The 20919-nt window shown below is 35.5% G+C and carries 26 protein-coding genes; all 26 read left to right on the top strand.

The annotated features are described in order from the left end of the window. The first annotated feature begins 29 nt into the window (after positions 1-29). The 26 genes from ABC382_RS22610 to ABC382_RS22735 all read left to right on the top strand — a co-directional run bounded on the left by ABC382_RS22610 (position 30) and on the right by ABC382_RS22735 (position 20906). The gene (locus ABC382_RS22610) at positions 30-704 is read left to right on the top strand and encodes a DNA-methyltransferase (RefSeq protein ID WP_412927150.1); all 675 of its coding nucleotides are present in this window, start codon (positions 30-32) and stop codon (positions 702-704) included. A gap of 24 nt (positions 705-728) precedes the next feature. Then, positions 729-1193 carry a DNA N-6-adenine-methyltransferase gene (locus ABC382_RS22615; protein ID WP_412927151.1) on the top strand — a complete coding sequence of 155 codons (465 nt, stop codon included), beginning with the start codon at positions 729-731 and terminating at the stop codon, positions 1191-1193. Between the two features lie 40 nt (positions 1194-1233). Continuing rightward, positions 1234-1635 (top strand): hypothetical protein, encoded by a 402-nt coding sequence (locus ABC382_RS22620; protein WP_412927153.1) that lies wholly within the window; start codon positions 1234-1236, stop codon positions 1633-1635. Positions 1636-2381: 746 nt separating this feature from the next. Then, a complete protein-coding gene (locus ABC382_RS22625) occupies positions 2382-2759 on the top strand; it encodes a DUF6173 family protein (RefSeq protein ID WP_412927154.1) in 378 nt (125 codons plus the stop codon). 312 nt (positions 2760-3071) lie between these two features. Further along, entirely contained in the window at positions 3072-3236 is a 165-nt protein-coding gene (locus ABC382_RS22630; protein ID WP_412927155.1) for a hypothetical protein, read from the top strand. A 16-nt stretch (positions 3237-3252) separates the two neighbouring features. After that, positions 3253-3447 (top strand): hypothetical protein, encoded by a 195-nt coding sequence (locus tag ABC382_RS22635; RefSeq protein ID WP_412927157.1) that lies wholly within the window; start codon positions 3253-3255, stop codon positions 3445-3447. Positions 3448-3461: 14 nt separating this feature from the next. Then, positions 3462-3722, top strand: coding sequence for a hypothetical protein (locus ABC382_RS22640; protein WP_412927159.1), 261 nt, complete (start codon positions 3462-3464; stop codon positions 3720-3722). Between the two features lie 4 nt (positions 3723-3726). Further along, entirely contained in the window at positions 3727-4038 is a 312-nt protein-coding gene (locus ABC382_RS22645) for an HNH endonuclease signature motif containing protein (protein ID WP_412927160.1), read from the top strand. 118 nt (positions 4039-4156) lie between these two features. Beyond that, entirely contained in the window at positions 4157-4486 is a 330-nt protein-coding gene (locus tag ABC382_RS22650) for a P27 family phage terminase small subunit (protein ID WP_412927161.1), read from the top strand. Beyond that, entirely contained in the window at positions 4483-6195 is a 1713-nt protein-coding gene (locus ABC382_RS22655) for a terminase TerL endonuclease subunit (protein WP_412927162.1), read from the top strand. Before ABC382_RS22650 ends, ABC382_RS22655 begins: the two co-directional genes overlap by 4 nt. A gap of 15 nt (positions 6196-6210) precedes the next feature. Next, complete coding sequence (locus tag ABC382_RS22660; protein ID WP_412927167.1) at positions 6211-7356, top strand: phage portal protein; 1146 nt, start codon at positions 6211-6213, stop codon at positions 7354-7356. Continuing rightward, on the top strand, positions 7346-8056 hold the full coding sequence (locus ABC382_RS22665) for a head maturation protease, ClpP-related (RefSeq protein WP_412927169.1): 711 nt from the start codon (positions 7346-7348) through the stop codon (positions 8054-8056). Before ABC382_RS22660 ends, ABC382_RS22665 begins: the two co-directional genes overlap by 11 nt. 26 nt (positions 8057-8082) lie before the next feature. Continuing rightward, the gene (locus tag ABC382_RS22670) at positions 8083-9243 is read left to right on the top strand and encodes a phage major capsid protein (RefSeq protein WP_216486947.1); all 1161 of its coding nucleotides are present in this window, start codon (positions 8083-8085) and stop codon (positions 9241-9243) included. A 33-nt stretch (positions 9244-9276) separates the two neighbouring features. Next, on the top strand, positions 9277-9468 hold the full coding sequence (locus tag ABC382_RS22675) for a termination factor Rho (RefSeq protein WP_412927172.1): 192 nt from the start codon (positions 9277-9279) through the stop codon (positions 9466-9468). Then, positions 9468-9767, top strand: coding sequence for a hypothetical protein (locus ABC382_RS22680; RefSeq protein WP_412927175.1), 300 nt, complete (start codon positions 9468-9470; stop codon positions 9765-9767). The genes ABC382_RS22675 and ABC382_RS22680 overlap by 1 nt, the downstream gene beginning before the upstream one ends. Then, positions 9754-10119 carry a phage head closure protein gene (locus ABC382_RS22685; protein WP_412927179.1) on the top strand — a complete coding sequence of 122 codons (366 nt, stop codon included), beginning with the start codon at positions 9754-9756 and terminating at the stop codon, positions 10117-10119. The genes ABC382_RS22680 and ABC382_RS22685 overlap by 14 nt, the downstream gene beginning before the upstream one ends. 13 nt (positions 10120-10132) lie before the next feature. After that, positions 10133-10480, top strand: a complete 348-nt coding sequence (locus tag ABC382_RS22690; protein ID WP_412927260.1) for an HK97 gp10 family phage protein — start codon at positions 10133-10135, stop codon at positions 10478-10480. Beyond that, entirely contained in the window at positions 10477-10797 is a 321-nt protein-coding gene (locus tag ABC382_RS22695) for a hypothetical protein (protein ID WP_412927182.1), read from the top strand. The genes ABC382_RS22690 and ABC382_RS22695 overlap by 4 nt, the downstream gene beginning before the upstream one ends. Before the next feature lie 16 nt (positions 10798-10813). After that, the gene (locus ABC382_RS22700; protein ID WP_412927183.1) at positions 10814-11377 is read left to right on the top strand and encodes a major tail protein; all 564 of its coding nucleotides are present in this window, start codon (positions 10814-10816) and stop codon (positions 11375-11377) included. Positions 11378-11404: 27 nt separating this feature from the next. Then, positions 11405-11758: a hypothetical protein gene (locus ABC382_RS22705; protein WP_202342528.1), complete on the top strand. Its 354-nt coding sequence runs from the start codon at positions 11405-11407 to the stop codon at positions 11756-11758. 266 nt (positions 11759-12024) lie between these two features. After that, positions 12025-15123, top strand: coding sequence for a hypothetical protein (locus ABC382_RS22710; RefSeq protein WP_412927184.1), 3099 nt, complete (start codon positions 12025-12027; stop codon positions 15121-15123). An 11-nt stretch (positions 15124-15134) separates the two neighbouring features. Next, a complete protein-coding gene (locus tag ABC382_RS22715; RefSeq protein WP_412927185.1) occupies positions 15135-16463 on the top strand; it encodes a phage tail protein in 1329 nt (442 codons plus the stop codon). Next, positions 16460-18490, top strand: coding sequence for a phage tail protein (locus ABC382_RS22720; RefSeq protein ID WP_412927186.1), 2031 nt, complete (start codon positions 16460-16462; stop codon positions 18488-18490). The genes ABC382_RS22715 and ABC382_RS22720 overlap by 4 nt, the downstream gene beginning before the upstream one ends. Next, positions 18474-18686 carry a hypothetical protein gene (locus ABC382_RS22725; RefSeq protein WP_412927187.1) on the top strand — a complete coding sequence of 71 codons (213 nt, stop codon included), beginning with the start codon at positions 18474-18476 and terminating at the stop codon, positions 18684-18686. The genes ABC382_RS22720 and ABC382_RS22725 overlap by 17 nt, the downstream gene beginning before the upstream one ends. Further along, positions 18683-19498 (top strand): distal tail protein Dit, encoded by an 816-nt coding sequence (locus ABC382_RS22730; protein WP_412927188.1) that lies wholly within the window; start codon positions 18683-18685, stop codon positions 19496-19498. Before ABC382_RS22725 ends, ABC382_RS22730 begins: the two co-directional genes overlap by 4 nt. Positions 19499-19508: 10 nt before the next feature. Further along, positions 19509-20906, top strand: a complete 1398-nt coding sequence (locus ABC382_RS22735) for a hypothetical protein (RefSeq protein ID WP_412927189.1) — start codon at positions 19509-19511, stop codon at positions 20904-20906. The last annotated feature ends 13 nt before the right edge of the window (positions 20907-20919 follow it).

Here is a 20919-nt window from a genome sequence, read left to right on the forward strand (position 1 = left end):
TGATGATAAAACGATTGATATGATCCTGTGTGACTTACCCTTTTGGGACAACTAATTGTAAATGGGATACACCTATTGATCTGCAGCAGCTTTGGCAACATTATGAGCGCATAATTAAAGACAATGGTGCAATTGTATTATTCGGTCAAGCTCCTTTCGATAAAGTTTTGGGCGCAAGTAATCTGCAATTATTACGATATGAATGGATTTGGGAAAAGACTGCAGCAACTGGACATCTAAATGCTAAGAAGATGCCATTAAAGGCACATGAAAACATTTTGGTCTTCTATAAAAAGTTGCCTGTATATAATCCGCAAAAAACACAAGGTCATAAACCTGTTAATAGTTATACGAAATATTTGGATGTCCAAAATAAAACAGAAATCTATAACAACGTTTCTAAAGAAATTTCAGGTGGAGGAAATACGGATCGTTATCCAAGAAGTGTTCTTCAATTCGCAAGTGATAAACAGAGATTGAACCTTCATCCGACTCAAAAACCATTAGCTTTGTGCGAGTACCTTATTAAAACGTACAGCAATGAAGGGGATGTAATTTTAGACAATTGTGCTGGTAGTGGAACAACACTTGTTGCAGCTCAAAATTTGAATAGAAATTTTATCGGAATTGAAAAAGAAGAGCACTATGTTGAAGTATCTAGAAAAAGATTATTCGAAGCTATTGAACTGCAAATATGTTACTGATCCAACAGTTAGGAAGGTGGAAAAATGCAAAATCAAACAGCACTATTAAGTAGTGTAAGACAAGACTGGGAAACACCAAATACTTTATACAATACTTTAAATAAAGAATTTCAATTTACTATTGATGTCTGTGCATTGCCTCACAACGCAAAACATCCTAGATACTTTACCCCTGAAATGAATGGTCTTGAACAAGATTGGTCGAATGAAGTTTGTTGGATGAATCCTCCTTATGGTCGTGAACAAATCAAATGGATCCAAAAAGCCTTTGAGGAATCACAAAAAGGGGCTACAGTTGTCTGTTTAATACCAGCTAGGCCAGAAACAAAAGTTTGGCATGATGTCATATTTCCATATGCAGAAGTGCGTTTTATAAGAGGTAGATTAAAGTTTGTAGGTGCTGAATATAATGCACCGTTTCCAAGTGCATTGGTGATCTTTGGTCCAAATATAGAAATAGGTATTATAAAAATTATGGATTGTAGTTAAAGAATAATGAAGAAATAAACAAACAAGGTAGGTGCTGCACATGCATTACGAGTGGTTAAAAAACTATCAAAAATTAGAGGATGAGATTGCAGACATCGAATTTAATTTAGAACGTAATAAGAAGGAATTGAAACGTTGGGTGGAAGGCGATCTAACAAAAGTAAAATTAACTTCAGAAAGCCATGGAGCTCAATTAGAAGAAATTATTGAGGCTGCTGAACGTGAGTTAGCACATAAAATGAATGACCTAGAAGAAATGAAAAATCTGATTAATACATTCAGAGGGTTGGATAATCAAATCCTGTACAAACATCATGTGGAAGGCAAAACACTTATATCCATTGCAGATGAATTAGATAAAAGTCCGAATTACATTTACAACAAGCATGCACAGATTATGAAAATGGTTAAGTATAAATATGCTGAAAGTGTAAATGGGTGATTGTAGGGGCTTCGTGCCCCTTTGAAAGAAAATGTTCAGTAAGAGATAGAAAAGCAGAAAGGGAATTTTCATAAAGTAGAAATCAATTTCTAGTAGGGTAAAAGATTTGTCTCTTGAAAAAATTTTTAAAAAACTTGAAGGTTTTTTACATATAATGTCTAATATAGTAAATGTAACATAAAAAAACAGTTGAAGGAGTGAATGTATTAATGAAAAAGAAAAAAACAATATGGTCAGTGGCTACAGCAACTCTTCTAGTTGTAACTTTATCATTTGGTGCGGGCGCAAGCGCGTCAAACGATCAAGGAGGAGGTAGCAGCGGAGGGTATCCTTCTAAACCTCCAACATGTGTTCCTGGAAAGGCATGTCCAATCCAACCTTAAATGTTTAATGAAAACTAAACAACATTCAAAGGGCACCCAAATATGGGTGCTTTTTTCCTTCCTGCTGAATGACGTTAAAAGTCAAAAAGAATTCCTAACGATATGTAAATACTATTCCAAACCTAACTTAATGTAATGTTAAGTTGTAATTAAATTATAGAACCTATTGAAAAATCGAGATATTATAGGAGTATCAAAAAGCGCACGGAAATGCGTACAAAATTTCCATTACAAAATAAACACGTTCGCTTGTACGTGTATGTCGGAAACAAGCAATTGAGACTACTAAATTGGTAGTCTCTTTTTATAATGACAATTTGACCCTTTTGTACTATTATGTACTAAAAGAAGGGAGATGTTTGTATGAACTTGAATAATTTAGGAATATCGAATTTACCAAAGCCTGAATCTATATTTAAACCACCGAATATTGATTTTACTAATCCTAATTTAGCTAGTGAATTTCATAAAAGGTTAGTTGAAATGATTAATGATTTCGATGATAAACTATCTGAAACTGAAGAAGTTGGTATGCGATTAGTATCATTTGGACAAACAATCCAATTCCATGTAGAAAATATTGGATATTATAATCCTAGTTTGATTACATTCTACGGAAAGACTGGAGATGGGAACAAAATTGAACTAATCCAACATGTTACACAAATCAGCTTTTTATTAATGGCTGTGCCTCGATTAAATCCTGAAGAACCAAAGCGAAAAATCGGTTTTGGAACTTAAGAATAATAAAGAAATAGAATTTTTAACTAACAAGGATAGTATGTTCCATTAAGTTGGGAGGTTAGAATGATGTATTTAATTGAATACACAATACTAAGTGAGAGAAAACAACTACCGTGATATTGGATTTAGAAAATGAACCTGAATATTACGATACACCTGAAGGTTCTCAGATATTAAGAAAGAAAATTTTAAGTGCTGAAAATTTAGCACTTAACAGTTTCTCTATAGGAGATATTAGAACAGTATAAAATCGAGTCGCACTCATTACGAGTTGCGGCTTTTTATTATGCCTTAAAAGGTGGTGTACGAATGGCAAAAAGATTGTTATGGCTGTATGTAATAGGAAACGCAATAAACCATGTACTTGCTCAACTACTAGGGTATGAGCGTGATGTTTATGCTTTATCGTCAGCATGGATTGCCATTGCTGTTATTGCAGTATGTGAGTCGATTGAAAAGGTAAAGAGTAAATGAATTGTGGAGGGATGAAATGAAGTACCGTATTGGGTTCATTAATAATCTTGGTAAGTATCACAAAATCATTATCAATAATGTTGCTTCAATTGATGTTAAAGAAGGTGCGTATTTGTTTTACAACAAGCAAGGTATATTACTGTATTCAATAAAAGTTGAATCAGTTTATGCCATTGGAAATGTTGAGTTGCTTGATATACAGGATGAATAGTGGAGGGATGAACAATGGGAAGCGTTAGAGGAATCACAATCGGATTAGAATTTGATGACAAATCTAAATTAAAGCTACGAGCAATTGCAAAGCATGTCAGTGCATTGGCTGATGAGTTGGATGCTATTGATAATGCTGAATCAAATGATGAGCCAAACTACTCATCAGAAAAACATTATGATGACGATGGTTGTCCATATTACGAAGTGAAATGTCATAAGTGTGGCATCAGTTACGATGGAGAATTGCCAACACATCCAGAAGGCAGCGACTAACATCATGCAGCAATACAAAACAAAGCAAGAGCAAATGAAGTTTTACAAATCAAAAGAATGGCGAACATTACGAGCCCAGATTCTTAAAGAACAAAACTATGAATGCCAAGAATGCAAACAACAAGGACTCGTTACTTTATCGGATCCAGATAAACACAAATCATTAGATGTTGACCATATACTTGAGATTTCAACACATCCAGAACTCGCATTGGAACCATCCAATTTGCGGGTTCTTTGCATTCCACACCATAATGCCAAGCATGGTAGGTATCCTCGTAAACCAAACAAATGGGAAGAAGATGAAAGATGGTAAAAAGTATCACCCCCCGGCCTAAAACTTTTCCAATTTATTTGGAAGTCGGGAAACGGTGATGGGCTCGATTGTCTGAAAATTTTTCTTTAAAAAGCGATTTTAGGAGGGAGGGGGAGACGTGGATAAAGAAATAAAAAAAATCGAAAAAGAGTTACTAGCTCGTCACGCCGACGATCCAATTAAATTGTCAAAAGTACATCGCTACATACGATTTCTAAAAATTGATTTAAAATGCGATGCCGATATTGATAAAGACGGTACAACAATAAAAATTGAAAATGGTACACAGAATTTTTTAAAACAACATCCTGCCATAGCAACAAAATTATCTATTTCAAAAGAAATTGAGAAATTAGAGGATGCGCTTGGAATAAAAAACGATAGTAATCCTACTCCCTCTGCATCTTCTTCGACTGTGGATGACAAAGGCAGGACGAGCTTAATTTGATTAGTCATAAGTACATTGATGAATATATTAAGCTGTGGCGTGACGGCAAAATAATTTTAAATAAAAGACGTATTAAATTAATTGAGTTGATTGAACGGGATATTTTAACAGCGAATGATATGTATTTCGATGAGAAACAAATTGAAAATTACATTACATTTACTGAAAAGTATTACTTCCCACTCACATTGACTCAAAAATTTAAAACGTGTTTTATTTTTTTGTATTACAAAGATGGCTCTTTAGTTTTTGATGAGCATTTGGACTATGAAGGACGTGGCGGTGGTAAAACTGGCCGCATTTCAACACTAGCAAATTACTTCATAAGTGAACTACATGGGATTGATAACTATAATGTGTCTGTTGTTGCAAATAGTGAGAAACAGGCGAAAATGTCCTTTACAGAAGTGTTTAACACAATTGATAAAGATGACACATTGAAAGAGCATTTCAATCATAAAAAAGCTTTAATTGAATCACGTAGTACGAAATCGATATTTCAGTACCATACATCAAATGCAGGTACAAAAGACGGTTTACGAGATGGATGTGTAATTTTTGAAGAGGTACACAGATATGAAGATTCTGGCGTTGTAAATGTATTCACTTCTGGTCTTGGTAAAGTCTCTAATCCTCGTGTATTCTATGTTGGTTCTGATGGATTTGTACGAGAAGGTTTTTTAGATAAGTTGCTTGATCGGGCGGACAATATTTTGGATGGCCATGTTAGCATCCGAGACGATGGACTTTTTGCATTTATGTGTAATTTGGATGATGAAGCAGAAATGCATAATCCCGATATGTGGCAAAAGGCAAATTCGCAATTTCATCCTCCTCTGTCTAGTTATGCAAAAACACTTTATAAAACTGTCATGAAACAATACAACAAATTGGAACATGATCCAGATGGCTACGAGGAGTTCATTACAAAACGTATGAATCTACCAAAAGTAGACTTAGAAAAAAGTGTAACAACTTGGGAGAAAATTAAAGCTACTGAACAACCTTATAATTTAGATGAATTGAAAAAAAGAGAATGTATTGGCTGCTTGGATTATGCAGCTGTGCGTGATTTTGTTGCAATGGGATTGTTATTTTTTAAAGATGACAATTATTTTGTTCCTAGGGAATTAACACATTCGTATGTTTGTAAGCCATTTGCGGATAAACATTATGCATACTCAAAGAAAAAAGCTGAAAACAACAATATGAAAGATCATCGAAAATTCGCTCCAATTAGAGAGTGGGAAAACGATGGTCTTTTGAGTGTCTTGGACATCGAAACAATGGATCCATACCTTGTAGTTAAATGGTTTGTTGATAAACGAGATGAAGGTTGGAACATTAAAAAAATCGTAGGAGATAATTTTAAAATGGATGTCCTTAAACCTCTATTTGAAGCTGAAGGCTTTGAGGTTGAAGTTATTCGAAATCCAGATGCTGCAAGTGGTTTGTTAGCTCCTCGAATAGAAATTGCTTTTGAAAATGAACAAGTAATATTCGGAGATAATCCATTAATGCGATGGTACACAAATAACGTGCTTGTTAAACGGCTTCCTAATGGCAACAAGGTTTATCGTAAAAAAGAAGAAGTGAAGCGTAAAACTGATGGTTTTATGATGTTTCTTTATGGTGTATGGGCTTCTAGGGACTTAGACGATGGAGATATTAGCGAAGCTTTAGATGCACTCAATGGATTAAATTTTTAGAAGGGAGGTGAAAGTTTGGGATGGCTACAGGATGTCCTTAATAAAAATAAAGAAATTGGCACGATGTTTGATGAATATGATTTCTTCGGTATTGAAATAAGTCAACGAGCTTATTTAAAAAAGATGGCCTTAGAAACCTGTATTAACTTTATTGGGAGGACCATATCGTTATCTGAATTTCGAATATCAAAAGTTAAGAAGAGGATAAAAAGTGATTGGGATTACTTACTCAATGTAAGGCCAAATACAGATCAATCAGCTGCAGACTTTTGGCAAGATTTTGCTTATAAATTGCTTCATGAAAATGAAGTGTTGGTTATTTTAACAGACAATAATGATTTATTAATTGCAGATAGTTTTGATCGAATTGAGTATGCTATTTATCCAGACATTTTTAAAAGCGTGACAGTAAAGGATTACACATTCCAGCGATCATTTAACATGGATGAAGTTATTCATATTACTTACAACAATGAAAAGTTAACAGAATTTATGAATGGCATGTTCGAAGATTATACAAACCTATTTAGTCGAATGATTGAAACCAATATGTTTTCTAATCAAATACGAGCAACTGCTGAAATGGATTCGACTCAAAAACTCGATGACGAAAACATGGGTAAATTACAAAACTTCATCAATAAATTATTTGGTGCTTTTCGTAAAAATGCATTTGCAATTGTTCCTAAATTAAAGGGTTTCAATTATGAAGAGATTGCAGATGGCTCAAATAGTGGTAAGTCTGTCGAAGAACTAGCCAAGATAAAACGTGATTTGATTGATGACGTTGCTAACATTCTAGGTATTCCTACATCTTTAGTTCATGGAGATATGGCTGAATTTGAAACAGCTATTAAAGCATACATCAAGTTTTGTATTGCTCCTTTAGTCAAGAAAATTGAGGATGAGCTCAATGCAAAACTTATTGAGAAAGATGATTATTTGTCTGGCACAAAAATTGAAGTGATTGGAATTGCTGAATTGAATCCTCTTGAATTTGCTGATGCAGTTGATAAGTTGAGAGCTAGCGGTGTCTATAATGGAAATGAAATTCGCAGGAAGTTTGGTGATGAACCAGTGGACAATCCATTGTTAGAAGAATATGTAATGACTAAAAACTATAGTGGCACAATAGAAGGAGGTGAAAAAGATGAAGCATAAAATTAAAGGTGATTTTACAAGTTGGAACTCAACTATTTACGACTTCAATTACAAAATGCGTACAATCAAAGAAGATGAAGACATTGAACTACACATCAATTCATACGGTGGCGATGTTTTTCTAGGAATTGATTTATGTAATACCTTGCGAGCACATAAAGGCCACGTGACTGTTGTTGTTCCAGGTATTATAGCAAGCGCAGCTTCAATAGGTGCTATGGGTGCTGACACTATCAAAGCGTACTCTAATTCACAAGTAATGGTTCATAACGCTTGGACGATTGTTGCGGGCAATGCAAAACAATTACGAAAAGCAGCGAATGACTTAGATTCGATTGGAGAATCTGTTTTAGCATCATATACTCATCGAGTTGATAAAGCTACAATGAAGAAATTGTTAGACGAAGAAACCTATTTATCAGCAGAAAAAGCCAAAGAGTTAGGTTTGATCGATGAGATTATTGATTCGACTGAAATCGAAGAAGTGGAATCAGAAATTTTCTCAAATAAAGCCAAAGAGTTTAATAATTCCATTGCTGCCTCTTCTTCAACTGTGGAGGGCAACAAAGAATTAATGAACGAAATCAATAATTTGAAATCTCAAGTTGCTGATTTAACAACAAAAATAAATAATTCGAAAGAAGAACCTGAAGCACCAACTCAAAAAGTTGCGGCTAAACGAAAAGGGTTCTTTTTTTAATACTTAAAACAGGGAGGGTCATTTAAATGACTATGAAATTAAAAGGTAAAATGGAAAACTTCAATGCTAAAAAACAAGCGTACATGGATTTAGTAAAGGCTGAAAATTCAACACCTGAAGAATTAGAAGTTGCTTTTAATGATATGTTCGCTGCTTTGCAAACAGATTTAACAGAACAAATTACAAATGAAGCACGCAACGAAGCACACGATGCTCAAATTTTAGCTGCACGTGGTCAGAATGTACTAACATCTGAAGAACGTAAATTCTTCAATGCTGTTGTGCTTGAAGGTGGATTTAAGGAAGATACAATCTTACCAATTACAACACAAGAGCGTGTATTTGAAGATCTAGTTACAGAACATCCATTACTTACTGTGATCGGCCTTCAAGATTTAGGAGCTATTACACGCTTTATTTATTCTGATCCAACAAAAACATATGCATGGGGCGCATTATTTGGTGAAATTAAAGGTCAAGTAAATACAGCGTTCCGTGAAGAGCAAATTGGTCAATTAAAACTAACTGCCTTTGCAGCAATTCCAAAAGATATGTTAGAGCTTGGACCCGAATACGTTGAACGTTATGTACGTGAATTATTAGTCGAATCATATTCAGTAGGTTTAGAGTACGGTTTAGTTAATGGTCGTGGTCCAGCACAAAACGAACCTGTTGGTTTAATGAAAAATGTTGATTCTTCCACAGGCGCAGTTACTGATAAAACTTCTTCGGGTACATTAACATTTGCACCATCTGAATTTGGTCAAGTTGTTGCAGGTGAATTACATGATGTAATCAAAGCATTATCTAAAGATGCAAAAGACAAGCCACGTAAAGTATTAAATAAAATTGTTATGTTAGTGAATCCAATCGATGCAATTTCTGTTCAAGCACGAAATACTATTCAAACATCTAACGGCCAATGGGTAACTGCTTTACCATACAACATTCAAGTTGTTGAGTCTGAAGAAATTCCAGAAAAGAAAGCACTATTCTTTGTAAAAGGTGCTTACTTAGCTGCTATTGCAGGTGGTTACAAGCTAAATAAATTTGATCAAACGTTAGCTATTGAAGATGCAATGCTTTATACAATTAAGCAATTTGCAAACGGTAAGCCAAAAGATAACAAAACAGCTTTACTTTATGACTTAGATATTCAATTCAATACATCTGTGCCGACTCCTTAATTTTAGGGAGTCTGTACTTTTAGGAGGGATAAAATGACTCACAAAGTAGTTAGTCGTTTCAAGGAAACGAAGCATGACGGACATATCTATGAGGTTGGTGATAATTATCCTGTGGAGGGCAAGAAGGCGACTAAAGCACGACTTGAAGAATTATCGACAACGAAAAATAAGTACCAACAAATCTTCATTGAGGAAGTCACAGAAACTCCTAAAGATAAGGAGTGATGAATGTGGATGTTATTACTTCAGAAATTATAAATGAATTCAAACTACGAATGCGACTAAGTGATGATGAAGACGACAATTTGAAACGTATTTTAAAAGCATCTCACGATGATTTACAGCGCATTTGTGGTGACTATGATATAAACGCTCACGAAGTCTTTAAAGAGCTTGTATTCGAGCGTTCTCGCTATGTTTATAACGATGCACTTGAATACTTCCACAATAACTTTCTAACACAATTAAACAACCTTAACATTGATAAAGCACTCGAAAGTAGTGATGTCGATGAAACAGTTTAGATACAACGAAAACAATCACAGTGGCTTGTATCGTCATCGTATTTTAATTCGTAAACGCACTTTGACTACAGATGAAATATTACAAGAAATCGAAACGTTTGAGGACTACGGACGCTATTGGGCTATGATTAAAACGCTAAAAGGTAGCGAAATAATGGATGCCGGAAGAGAGCAAACAAAAGTCGAGAAACGTTATGTATTAAAGTATGCAAAATCACTAGATGAATTTATAGATAGTGAACATACGAGTTTTGAAGTGGTCCAGAATGGCGTCATATATGATGTTAAAAGTGCTCTTAATGATGACGACATGAATAACACTGTCACAATCGTTGTAGAAGGGCGGTTATGATATGGCAACAAACATAAATAATCTTGCTGCTGAAATTAACCGTACTCTTAGAAACTACGCTCATGGTGCTGGGGAAGATATAGTGAAGGTTGCCGAAAAGGTTGCTAAAAAAGGTGCACAACAACTTAAAATTCGTTCTCCTATTGGTGTAAGACATCGATATGCAAAAGGGTGGCGAGCGAAAAAAATAGGTAATCAATGGGTAGTCCACAATACTGAATATCAACTTACTCATTTGCTTGAAAAAGGCCATGCAAAAGTTGGTGGAGGTCGTGTACCTGCACAGGTTCATATTAGACCAGTAGAGGAAGAAATGATTGATGAATTTATACAAGGTGTTGAGGAGGCGATCAGAGGATGACGTTACCTGAACTAGCACAACAACTAAAAGCACTTGGTTATCCAGTAGCTTACTCACATTTCAAATCAGCACAAGTACCTCCCTTCATCTGCTACTTAGTTGTGGATGGCGACACATTCAACGCTGATGATAAGGTTATTTCTGAATTTACCTATGTAGACATTGAATTATATACAGTCAATAAAGATTTGATAGCAGAGAAAAAAATTAAAGACATGTTAAAAGAAAATGAACTCTCTTGGCTCTACGATGAACTATTCATCAGAGACGAGGGAGTTTTTAAATGTACATTTTCTATACAAATTGATAACGAATAATAAGGAGGTTTTTTTAATGGCAGCAGTTGGTTTAAAAAATATTCATGTAGCAAAGTACACAGAAACAGGTGAGGTTATAACGTACGAAGCCCCTCGGAAAATTGCAGAAGCTATTACAGCAAATATTACACCAAACGTTGAGAGCGCAGTTTTATACGGGGATGATCGTGCTGTTGAGTCAGATGAAACATTAGGTGATATTGATGTAGAAATTAATGTAACGGATTTATCTGCGGAGGATTACGCATTTCTATTGGGAGCTACTGTTGATTCAAATGGTGGTGTAACGGACAGTGTCGATAATGTAGCACCTTATGTGGCATTAGGATTCGAAGTTCCTTTAACACGCGGTCGTAAGAGAATGTATTGGTACTATAAAGGCAAATTTAGTATTCCATCAAGTGAACATACAACGAAACAAGGAACTACAGAATACCAAACACCAACCATTTCAGCTAAGTTCTTGCCACGTGCAGATGGTAAATGGAGATACCGTTTGGACTCTAATGAAACAAATAGTAGTGTGATTGATGCTTGGTTCCAAAACGTTCAAGAAGCTCCAACGGTACCAACACCTTAATTAAAATGAATTGTGGAGGACAAATAGATGGAAATTACATTAACTATAGATGGTAAAGAAATACCGTTTAAATCAAATGGTGCAGTTGCAAAACGTTATATGATGCAATTTCAACGTGATATGCTGAAAGATATTTTAAGTTTAGGGGTCACAGAGAAAAAGTTCGATGACATGACAGAAAGCGAAAAAGTTGTTTGGATGCGAGATAACATCGATTTTAATATGTTTTACGATATTGCATGGGTGTTTGCAAAAACTGCAAACAATACGATTCCAGATCCATTGTCTTGGCTAGAAACATTTGATGAATTCCCAATCCTAGAAATTATCGAGCCATTACAAGGTTTACTTGAAAAGACGATAGGTTCTAAAAAAAAATAACAAATAATGGTGCTAATAATCCATCTGGTGAAATTAGCACGGAACAATTTTTAGTTTTATGTAAAGAATGTGGTCTAACACATGATGATCTTGAAACAATGACTTTTGGAATGTGTTTAGATTACATTGACGAATACTTAAAAACGAAAAATCCAGATAACAAGATGAATAGTAAAATTGTTGAATACGCAGAGGAAGTTCCTTGGTTATAAGTCACTCATTTTTTGAGTGGCTTTTTATTTTTGTTCAAAAGGTAGGTGAGGGTAATGGCAAACGGGCGTATTAAAGGGATTACGATTGAATTAAACGGTGATACAACAGGGCTGACGGATGCATTAAAGGATGTAAATAAAGAAAGTAGTAAAGTTACTAGCGAATTAAGAGAAGTTGAACGAGCTTTAAAATTCGATCCAGGTAATACCGAGTTGATTGCACAAAAACAGCAGCTTTTAGCAGAGCAAATTCAGAACACTAGTCAAAAGTTAGATGTGCTAAGAACTGCTCAATCACAGGTTGAAGCTCAATTCCAACGTGGTGATATCGGAGCAGAGCAATACCGAGCATTTCAACGTGAACTAGCTACTACTGAAGCACAGTTACAACAGTACAATGCTCAAATGGCTAGTACAGCTAATGAACAAGACCGATTGGCTCGTACTACTGGTGAACTATCAGCGTTTTTCCAAGCTACTGGCACCGATGTTAACCAATTTGCTGACCTGTTAGGTACACGTTTAACAAATGCAATTCGTGATGGTTCGGCCACAACTGACCAAATGAACCGGGCATTACGTTTAATGGGTCAACATGCTTTAGGTGCTGGCGTTGATATTGACCAAATGCGGGAAGCACTACGAAGAGCTGCTGAAGGTGCTGATTTAAATAGAGTAAGACAAGACTTAGCGAGAATAACTCAAGAAGCTAATCAAGCCGAGGAAGCTGTTAATGGCTTTGGGCAAGAATTATCAGGTGTTGTTGCGGGATTAGCAGCAGGTGGCGGTATTGCAGGAGCTGTACAACAAGCTTTAGATGTTTCTAAACTTAATACTAATATTGATATTTCCATGACACTTAATGAAGAAGATGCGCAAGCAGTACGTCAATCAATTATGGAAACAACTGCTGCAATTGGAGATGAAGAAGCAGCATATGAAGGTGTCCGAAGACAAATAACTCTTAATAAAAATGCTTCTATGGAATCTAACCAAGAGATAATCAAAGGCGCAGCTATGATTTCAAGTGCTTATAAAGAGGTCGATTTTAAAGAGTTAATCCAAGAATCGTTTGAAATCGGTAAAGAATTAAAAGTATCTCAAAAAGAAGCATTAGCATTAACTAATCAATTGTTAAGTGTTGGCTTTCCCCCAGAACAATTAGATATTATTGCTGAATATGGTGGACAACTTCAAAGAGCAGGTTTTGATGCAAAGCAAGTTCAAGGAATCATGGCTGCAGGTGTTGAAACTGGTACTTGGAACATCGACAACCTTTTAGATGGTCTTAAAGAAGGTCGTATAAAGGCTGCAGAAATGGGTGCAGGGTTATCCGCATCGATGGCAGACGCATTGCAAATTATTGGTGGTTCAGAAGAACAGTTTCGTCTCTGGGGTGTAGCGATTGCCCAAGGTGGCGAAAAAGGTAATAAAGCATTCCAAGATATGACTCAATACTTAATGAATGTGGAAGATGACGTTGCACGAAATGCCCTAGGAGTAGAACTTTTCGGAACAATGTGGGAAGACCAAGGAGAGAATATTGCTAACACTATTCTCAACATGGATAAACATTTACAATCAGCTGATGATATGCAGAAAAAGTTAAACGATGATGTTGCTAAAATCAATGCTGATCCTGCTTATGCCCTCTCGACAGCGATGGGAAGCATTAAAGAAGCACTTGCACCTTTATTAGATAGCTTAGCACAATTTGTTGCAAAAATTTCTGAATGGGTATCAAATAATGCTGGATTAGCATCAGCAATAGTAGCAATTGTTGCTGTAATAGGAATATTAGTTGGATTGTTTGCCGCATTAATGCCAGCAGTTGGAGGACTTGTCACTGCATGGCCTGCCTTAGCTGCAGCAATTGGAGCTATATCAGCACCTATTACGTTGTTAGTTGCCGCAATAGCAGGACTAGGTCTTGCCCTTGTAGCTGCATATAAAAACTCTGAAACGTTTAGAGAAAATGTAAATAACGTTTTTCAAGCAATAAAGGATGTAGCAGTCACTGTATTTGAAACAGTGGCTTCTTTTATTGGTGAAAAAATAGCACAGATTAAACAGTTCTGGGACCAAAACGGTACTCAAATATTACAAGCTGTTGAGAACGTATTTAATGGCATAAAGGCTGTTATTGAGTTTGTAATGCCAGCTGTTAAGTTTGTTATTGAAACTGTGTGGAACGCCATTAAACAAGTCATTGACGGTGCTTTAAATGTGATTATGGGTGCAATTAAAGTCTTCACTGGTCTTTTTACAGGTGACTTTTCGAAAATGTGGGAAGGTGTTAAACAAATATTTAAAGGGGCCATTGATCTTGTTGTTGGTTGGATGACTCTATCATTCTTTGGTGGTATTAAAACAGTCGTTACCAACCTTGCTAAAACAGGTGTTAGCTTATTAAAAGGCATGTGGGATGACATAGCTAAATTCTTTACCTCAATGGGTTCGCAGGTGTCTTCCACAGTATCTGGATTCGCATCAGGTGTTATCAATTTCTTTAAAAATCTAGCTACTAACGCAATAAATTCAGTTAAAAATACTTGGACTAGTTCAGTTTCATTTTTCACTAATTTAGGGAATTCAGCAAAATCTATTGTTTCAAGCATGGTTACATCAGTAATCAACTTTGTGAAGAATCTTGGCACTAATTTTGTTAATACAATTTCTACAATGAAAACTAATGTAGTTAACAAAATGAATGAATTAAAGGATGGAATGGTAGAGAAGGTAAAATCGTTACCAGCTCAATTTATTTCAATTGGTAAGGACATAATTAACGGTTTGATCAAAGGTATTACTGCAATGACAGCTAATGCAATCCAATCCATCACTGGTGTTGTGGATGGCGTAGTTAACAAGGCAAAATCCTTATTAGGTATTCATTCACCTTCGCGAGTATTCAAGCAAATTGGTTTATGGACTGGTGAGGGTATGGCTATTGGTTTGGATGATTCTAGTGCTAAAGTCAACAAAGCTATGTCTGATATTGGTGATGGCATTCTAAGTGTTTCTAAAAGTTATCAAAAAGAGTACTCAAATTTGCTTGATGAATTTAATAAAAAGAATGAGGACAAAAACGATAAAACTTTAGAAAAAATCTATAGATCCAAAATAATGCTGCTAAAAAGAAACGCAAATTAACTCAAAAAGAGTTGCAAGATATTGCTTTATTAGAAGCATCGTACAAGGATTCTAAGTTAAAAGCAGATCAAGACTTTAACAAGAAGTACAAAGCGCTCGTAGAGAAATCTGAAAAGGAATATCTCGATGTCATTAAAAAGTATGTGGATGACAAAAAGTCCTTAGATCAATTGTCTATATTAGAAGAAGCGAAAATCTGGGAGCAATCAATGGAATTGTTCTCTGAAGGCACAAACGAACGCATTAAAGCTCAACAGGAATACAAAAAAGCTGTAGAAGCAGTGAGTAAAGAGATTACAGCAATTAACTCTGAATACTCAAGCCAAGTTATAAAGATAAATGAGGATTTAATCAAGAGTGAAGATGCTTTAAATAAGGCTTATGAAGATGCGGTTTCTAAACGTGAAAATTCTTTGAAAAATACAAAGGGTTTATTTGATGAATTTACAGTGGATTTAAGTCGTTCTGGTGAAGAGCTCATGCGAAATCTCCAATCCCAAATTGTACATTTCGAAGGTTGGCAAAGAGAGATTGAGCAATTAGCAACTAGAGCGATAGATGATGGTCTTTTAGCAGAATTACGTGAAATGGGTCCTAATGCATTAGCAGAAATTGTTGCTTTAAACAGCATGACTGATTCACAACTTACTCAATACAGTGAGTTGTACCGAACTAAGTCCAAATGGGCTCGAGAAGTTGCGGAAAAAGAACATATTGGCATGAAAAACGATACTGAAAAGCAAATCAAAGGTTTACGAGAAAACGCTAATAAACAATTAGATACATTGCAAAAAGAATGGAATGCTAAGATTAAATCCATTACAACAGATACATCTACACAACTATCTTCACTTGAACAAATCGGTATGGATGCAGGTAACGGATTATTAAAAGGTTTGTCTTCCACATCTAATGCAATTAAAAGTAAGGCTTTAGATATTGCTAATTCAGTTAAAAAGACTATTCAATCAGCATTGGACATCCACAGTCCTTCACGTGTCATGATGGGATTTGGTGTCAATATTAACGAGGGCCTTATTAAAGGTATTGAACAATCACAAAACAGATTAAACAATGCTATGAACACTGTGTATGGTTCATTAGCAAGCAGCGCAAATAAATCTAAAGCAAATCAGATCGCACAACAACAAATTATTAATCAATCAAACAATATTGATTTATCAAATTTAGTAGCTGCTATTACTCAATTAGCTTCAAGACCAGTTGAAACAATTATCACTATGGAAGGGCAACAGGTAGCTAGAGCTGTCACACCTTTCGTAACAAACATCATGGGCAATAATTTTAATTCTGAATTAAGAAGAAGTGGGGTGAAATGATGATTGTCACAAATTTGGCTGGCGAAACTGAATTACTTGTCGATTTCATTAGTAATAGTTTAAAAAGAACTAGGCAGGTTAACGGCGATTATTCATTATCATTCGCTCTTTTAAAAACCGAGAAAAATCAACATGCTTATCCACTTGTTGAAGAAGAAAGCATTATTGAATACGATGGACAGCAATATCGAATAAAAGATGTGACGGAAGTATTGTCAGGTATTACGCCTATCAAAACAGTACAAGCCTCTCACATCTTTTTTGATTTGGTTGATACGTATAAATATGATTACTTAGAAAATACGCAGTATCTACAGACATGTTTATCATTCATTTTAGATGGAACAGGTTACACATTTGAAATAGTCGATTCATTTTCTAGTGCAGTCTTTGAAAAGTTTGGTGAAGATAATTCTTTAAGCCTTTTACAAAAAGCGTTAAATGTATTTGGGGCAGAGGTGCAAATTAATAATAAACATTTAAAATTTTACCGCCAAATTGGTACAGATACTGAAATTCAAATACGTTATGGATACAATATTAAGACTCTAGAAAAGTACGTGAATACAAATAATCTTTCGACACGTATTCGCGGCTATGGTAAGAAAGATGAGGATGGCAACTACCTTGTAACAGCCGAGTACATTTCACCTAATGCTGCTATTTATGGAATACGTGATGCAAAGCCGGTCTTTGACGAACGATATACCGTCCATAGTGAATTACTTGAGCGTATTAAATCCGAAATAATAGAAGAACCACAGTTCAGCTTTAAAGTTGATTCTTTAGAGATGAAGAAGATGGGCGTACTAACAGAACAATTTAATGAGGGGGATAGATTATTTGTTATCCATGATCCATTAAATATAGATAGTATTGCAAGGGTACTTGAAATCGTTGACTACCCTGAATCATCAAAACCAGCTGAGTACACATTCGGGAACTTCCAGAAAAATTTTGTTAGTGAAATAGCAGGTTTCCAAAAAACAAAGGATAATGTGGACGCTATTTTAAATGGTGAACAGAAATTACCCTATAACGTTTTAGACGATGCTGTATTAAGAGCTACAGAAGCTTTAACATCTGCAATGACTGAATTAATCTTCGATAATGGGATTATTGCTCGTGATCCATCTAACCCAAATAGGTTAGTGTTGATAAATTCGAAAGGCATAGGTATCAGTGACAATGGCGGAGCTAGTTTCCGTGAAGCCATAACAGCCGATGGATTTGTTTTAAGTGCTGGGGCCATTGGTCAATTAAAGGCCAACAACATTGATGTCACAGGTCTTATTCGTGGGATTAATAGCGAAGGGTCCACAACGATTGATGGAGGCAAAATTACAACAAATAGTATTGACGTACAAAAGCTTATAGCTGGAATACTTACAGGTTTTATTATTCAAACAAATAACAACCCTTCATTACCACGTATTTACATGGGTGGTTCAAAATTTGAAGCTGTTAACGGTAATTCAAGCATTATAATAGACACCGCATCTTGGACAGATTATGCAGGACTCACAGTCAAAACAGGTAGTCCAGATTTACGGTTACATTCCTATGATAATAGAAATATGATTTCGAGTAATAGTGCGCCTCTTGAAATATGGGCAATAAATGGAGGTGCAGAAATCATTGGTGACTTTTCAGTTAGTGGTAGTAAGAATGCTAAGGTGCCAACAAGTATTGGTGATGTAAATGTCAGTGCTTATGAAACGGCTGAATACTACTTCGGTGATCTTGGTAGAGGTAAAGTTGTGGAAGGTCAATGTACTATCAATATTGAATCACTATTTAAAGAAACAGTTAATACAAATATTGATTATGAAGTCTTTCTCACACCATATGGGAAAGGCTTAATTTATGTGGATGAAATGACTCCTAATTACTTTGTAATAAAGGGTGATGACATTCCATTTGCCTATGAAATCAAAGCAAAACGTAAAGGATATGAGGACGTTCGTTTAGAATTGTCTCATGAAAGCGAGGTAGAAGACATTGTACAAAATGCTTCGCAAAACTAGTGATGGTAATATAGAAGTCTTTTATGTGGATACATTGGAAATAAAGCAGTTATTAGATACTGAACGCAAGAAAGAAAGGTCATTAAAGTCGATTGTGATTACTGAAAATAATAAGAAAGAGGATCTTCGAAAACGTCAAAAAACAGCTAATGAATTACGTAAGATTAAAATTGCTAAAAAAGAGGTGTTTTCATGATTATTCAATTATTAGATGGCACCAAAAAAGACATACAGGACTATAACCTAAAACGATTATTTCACCATATTCCATCCTTAGATATTAATCATACCACTGAAAGTGTGGAGGGCAGAGGAAGTTTAGTCGTAGGCTCTCAATACCAACAAAGAGTTATAACGGCTACGCTTTTGTATATTGTCCAAGACATATACGGTTATTACCTTCTACGAGATGAATTAAACGCACTTTTTGCTAGGGATGAACCTTTTTACATCATATTCAAAAGAGAGCACTGGAAGCGATATAAAGTACGTTTAGCGCAGCAGTTGGAGATGGAGCCGAATCAACATATGAACAGCTTCGATATTTCATTTAGAATGGATGATTTATTTGCTGAATCTGTTGGCACCTCTTTAGATTTACAAAATCACGGTGAGTGGGATGCTGATATATGGGGATTTGGTTCAGGGATTGATTATGATACACATTACAATTACACATTCAATTCAAACAATTTTGTTGTGAAGAATATAGGTAATCAAAAGATTGATCCAAAACAATCAACATTAGAAATTACATTGAAAGGCACATTCGGCAGCTATGTACAAATCAAAAACAATACTACTGGTGATGTCTACAGATTTAACAATCCTTTGTCCTCCACAGATACCTTAAAGCTATCGGGAATAAGGACTTTGAAAAATAGTCTAAGTGCATTTAAACACACCAATCACAAACTTTTAACTTTAGCACCAGGAGACAATCAAATAACTGTGGAAGGCGGCACTGTAGATAGTGTCGTTTTTGATTTCAGATTTTTATACAAATAGGGGTGAGAAAATGGTGATTTTAAAGCCTATAGCATCTAATTGGTCACGTTCTGAACGTGAGAAATTAAACAACAACTGGACCATAATTGAAAATTATTTATCTAATTTACAAGGACAAATTAATCTACTAACAGGTGATGTAAATGTACAAGAGTTAATAGATCAATTAAATCAGTTGTTAAGTCAAAGCACACTGGTATTAGAAGAATTAGAATCAGCTTTGGCTAATATTGAAACAATCATAACAAATGCTCAAAACGCTACTGATGATGCAAATAATGCAGCACAATCAGCTTTGAATGCAGTTAATGATATCCAAAGTATGATTGATAATTTCCAAACAAAAGGCACTTTTGATATGGAAACAATCTATGCAAAAAATAATAGTGTTTTGTATGAAGGTAGCTCTTACATTTATATAAACGTCACACCTACTAAGGGGAATCCACCGCCTAATTACCCGCAAATAGCTAACGATTATTGGCATATGACAGCTGCTAAAGGTGCAAGTGGAGAGGGCGCAGTATCGAAGGTAAACGGCAAAGAGCCAAACGCTGAAGGTGAAATAATATTGTCTCCTTCAGATATTGGAGCTGCTAGTAGTACTGAATTAGAAACACATTCAAAAGAAATTGCGACTACAGAAGAGCTAGGTCACATTAAACCTGACGGTACAACGATCACTGTAGACCCAGTTACAGGCGTAGCAAGTGCAGTTAGTAAAGGTGCAGGGACAATACTTGTACCAGCTACCTCTACAGATGGAGAGTACTATAATGTTACGCTAGAGGATGTTACAGAGCTTACTAATGGTTTAGCTATCAGAGTGCAGCCAAATATGACTAACCTTCAAGGTGTAAAGATAATCGTAAACGATATGCCTTTCAAGTACATCACTTATGCGGCTGATGGTCTTATTCAGGCAGGGTTGTTCAAAGCAAATGCAATCTATACTTTAGTCTACAACGGTGCGTTTTTTATCTTACAGGGTGATGGTTTCGGTCTAACGGACAGCTTAACTTCTACTTCAAAGCATTACGCTGCTTCAGCAAATTCAGTTAAAACGTTAAATGATTTAAAAGCCAATAAACAGCAAGAAGCTTTACTTACTCCCACAGGCAAAAACAATTGGAATGTTTCTGCTAGTCGATACTTTAAAGATGAATTTGGTATTGTTCATTTATATTTCAATGCATCTGGAGGAAATATAGCAACTGGTACAGTTGTTTTGACATTACCGGTAGGTTACAGACCGAATCCGTATATTAGTTTCGCTGTCAACACTAGTAACTCTGCAAGTACTGTTTTCAAAGCTTGTCTTGTGTGGGTTACACCAAATGGAGATATAGCTTTAATGGCACCAGGAGATACTTTAGTTCAAGGATATATTTCATTCCCAACGCAATAGAATAGGAGATGAA

The sequence above is a fragment of the Lysinibacillus phoenicis genome (assembly GCF_047238325.1).
Classification (GTDB): domain Bacteria; phylum Bacillota; class Bacilli; order Bacillales_A; family Planococcaceae; genus Lysinibacillus; species Lysinibacillus irui.

Bases quoted from the DNA above. Each gene is read 5' to 3' on its own strand.
- ABC382_RS22665 (WP_412927169.1), top strand. From the start codon at position 7,346: ATGAAGCATAAAATTAAAGGTGATTTTACAAGTTGGAACTCAACTATT.
- ABC382_RS22730 (WP_412927188.1), top strand. From the start codon at position 18,683: ATGATTATTCAATTATTAGATGGCACCAAAAAAGACATACAGGACTAT.
- ABC382_RS22620 (WP_412927153.1), top strand. From the start codon at position 1,234: ATGCATTACGAGTGGTTAAAAAACTATCAAAAATTAGAGGATGAGATT.
- ABC382_RS22725 (WP_412927187.1), top strand. From the start codon at position 18,474: ATGCTTCGCAAAACTAGTGATGGTAATATAGAAGTCTTTTATGTGGAT.
- ABC382_RS22615 (WP_412927151.1), top strand. From the start codon at position 729: ATGCAAAATCAAACAGCACTATTAAGTAGTGTAAGACAAGACTGGGAA.
- ABC382_RS22675 (WP_412927172.1), top strand. From the start codon at position 9,277: ATGACTCACAAAGTAGTTAGTCGTTTCAAGGAAACGAAGCATGACGGA.
- ABC382_RS22645 (WP_412927160.1), top strand. From the start codon at position 3,727: ATGCAGCAATACAAAACAAAGCAAGAGCAAATGAAGTTTTACAAATCA.
- ABC382_RS22625 (WP_412927154.1), top strand. From the start codon at position 2,382: ATGAACTTGAATAATTTAGGAATATCGAATTTACCAAAGCCTGAATCT.
- ABC382_RS22735 (WP_412927189.1), top strand. From the start codon at position 19,509: ATGGTGATTTTAAAGCCTATAGCATCTAATTGGTCACGTTCTGAACGT.
- ABC382_RS22685 (WP_412927179.1), top strand. From the start codon at position 9,754: ATGAAACAGTTTAGATACAACGAAAACAATCACAGTGGCTTGTATCGT.
- ABC382_RS22635 (WP_412927157.1), top strand. From the start codon at position 3,253: ATGAAGTACCGTATTGGGTTCATTAATAATCTTGGTAAGTATCACAAA.
- ABC382_RS22640 (WP_412927159.1), top strand. From the start codon at position 3,462: ATGGGAAGCGTTAGAGGAATCACAATCGGATTAGAATTTGATGACAAA.
- ABC382_RS22670 (WP_216486947.1), top strand. From the start codon at position 8,083: ATGACTATGAAATTAAAAGGTAAAATGGAAAACTTCAATGCTAAAAAA.
- ABC382_RS22695 (WP_412927182.1), top strand. From the start codon at position 10,477: ATGACGTTACCTGAACTAGCACAACAACTAAAAGCACTTGGTTATCCA.
- ABC382_RS22700 (WP_412927183.1), top strand. From the start codon at position 10,814: ATGGCAGCAGTTGGTTTAAAAAATATTCATGTAGCAAAGTACACAGAA.
- ABC382_RS22680 (WP_412927175.1), top strand. From the start codon at position 9,468: ATGAATGTGGATGTTATTACTTCAGAAATTATAAATGAATTCAAACTA.
- ABC382_RS22705 (WP_202342528.1), top strand. From the start codon at position 11,405: ATGGAAATTACATTAACTATAGATGGTAAAGAAATACCGTTTAAATCA.
- ABC382_RS22720 (WP_412927186.1), top strand. From the start codon at position 16,460: ATGATGATTGTCACAAATTTGGCTGGCGAAACTGAATTACTTGTCGAT.
- ABC382_RS22710 (WP_412927184.1), top strand. From the start codon at position 12,025: ATGGCAAACGGGCGTATTAAAGGGATTACGATTGAATTAAACGGTGAT.
- ABC382_RS22630 (WP_412927155.1), top strand. From the start codon at position 3,072: ATGGCAAAAAGATTGTTATGGCTGTATGTAATAGGAAACGCAATAAAC.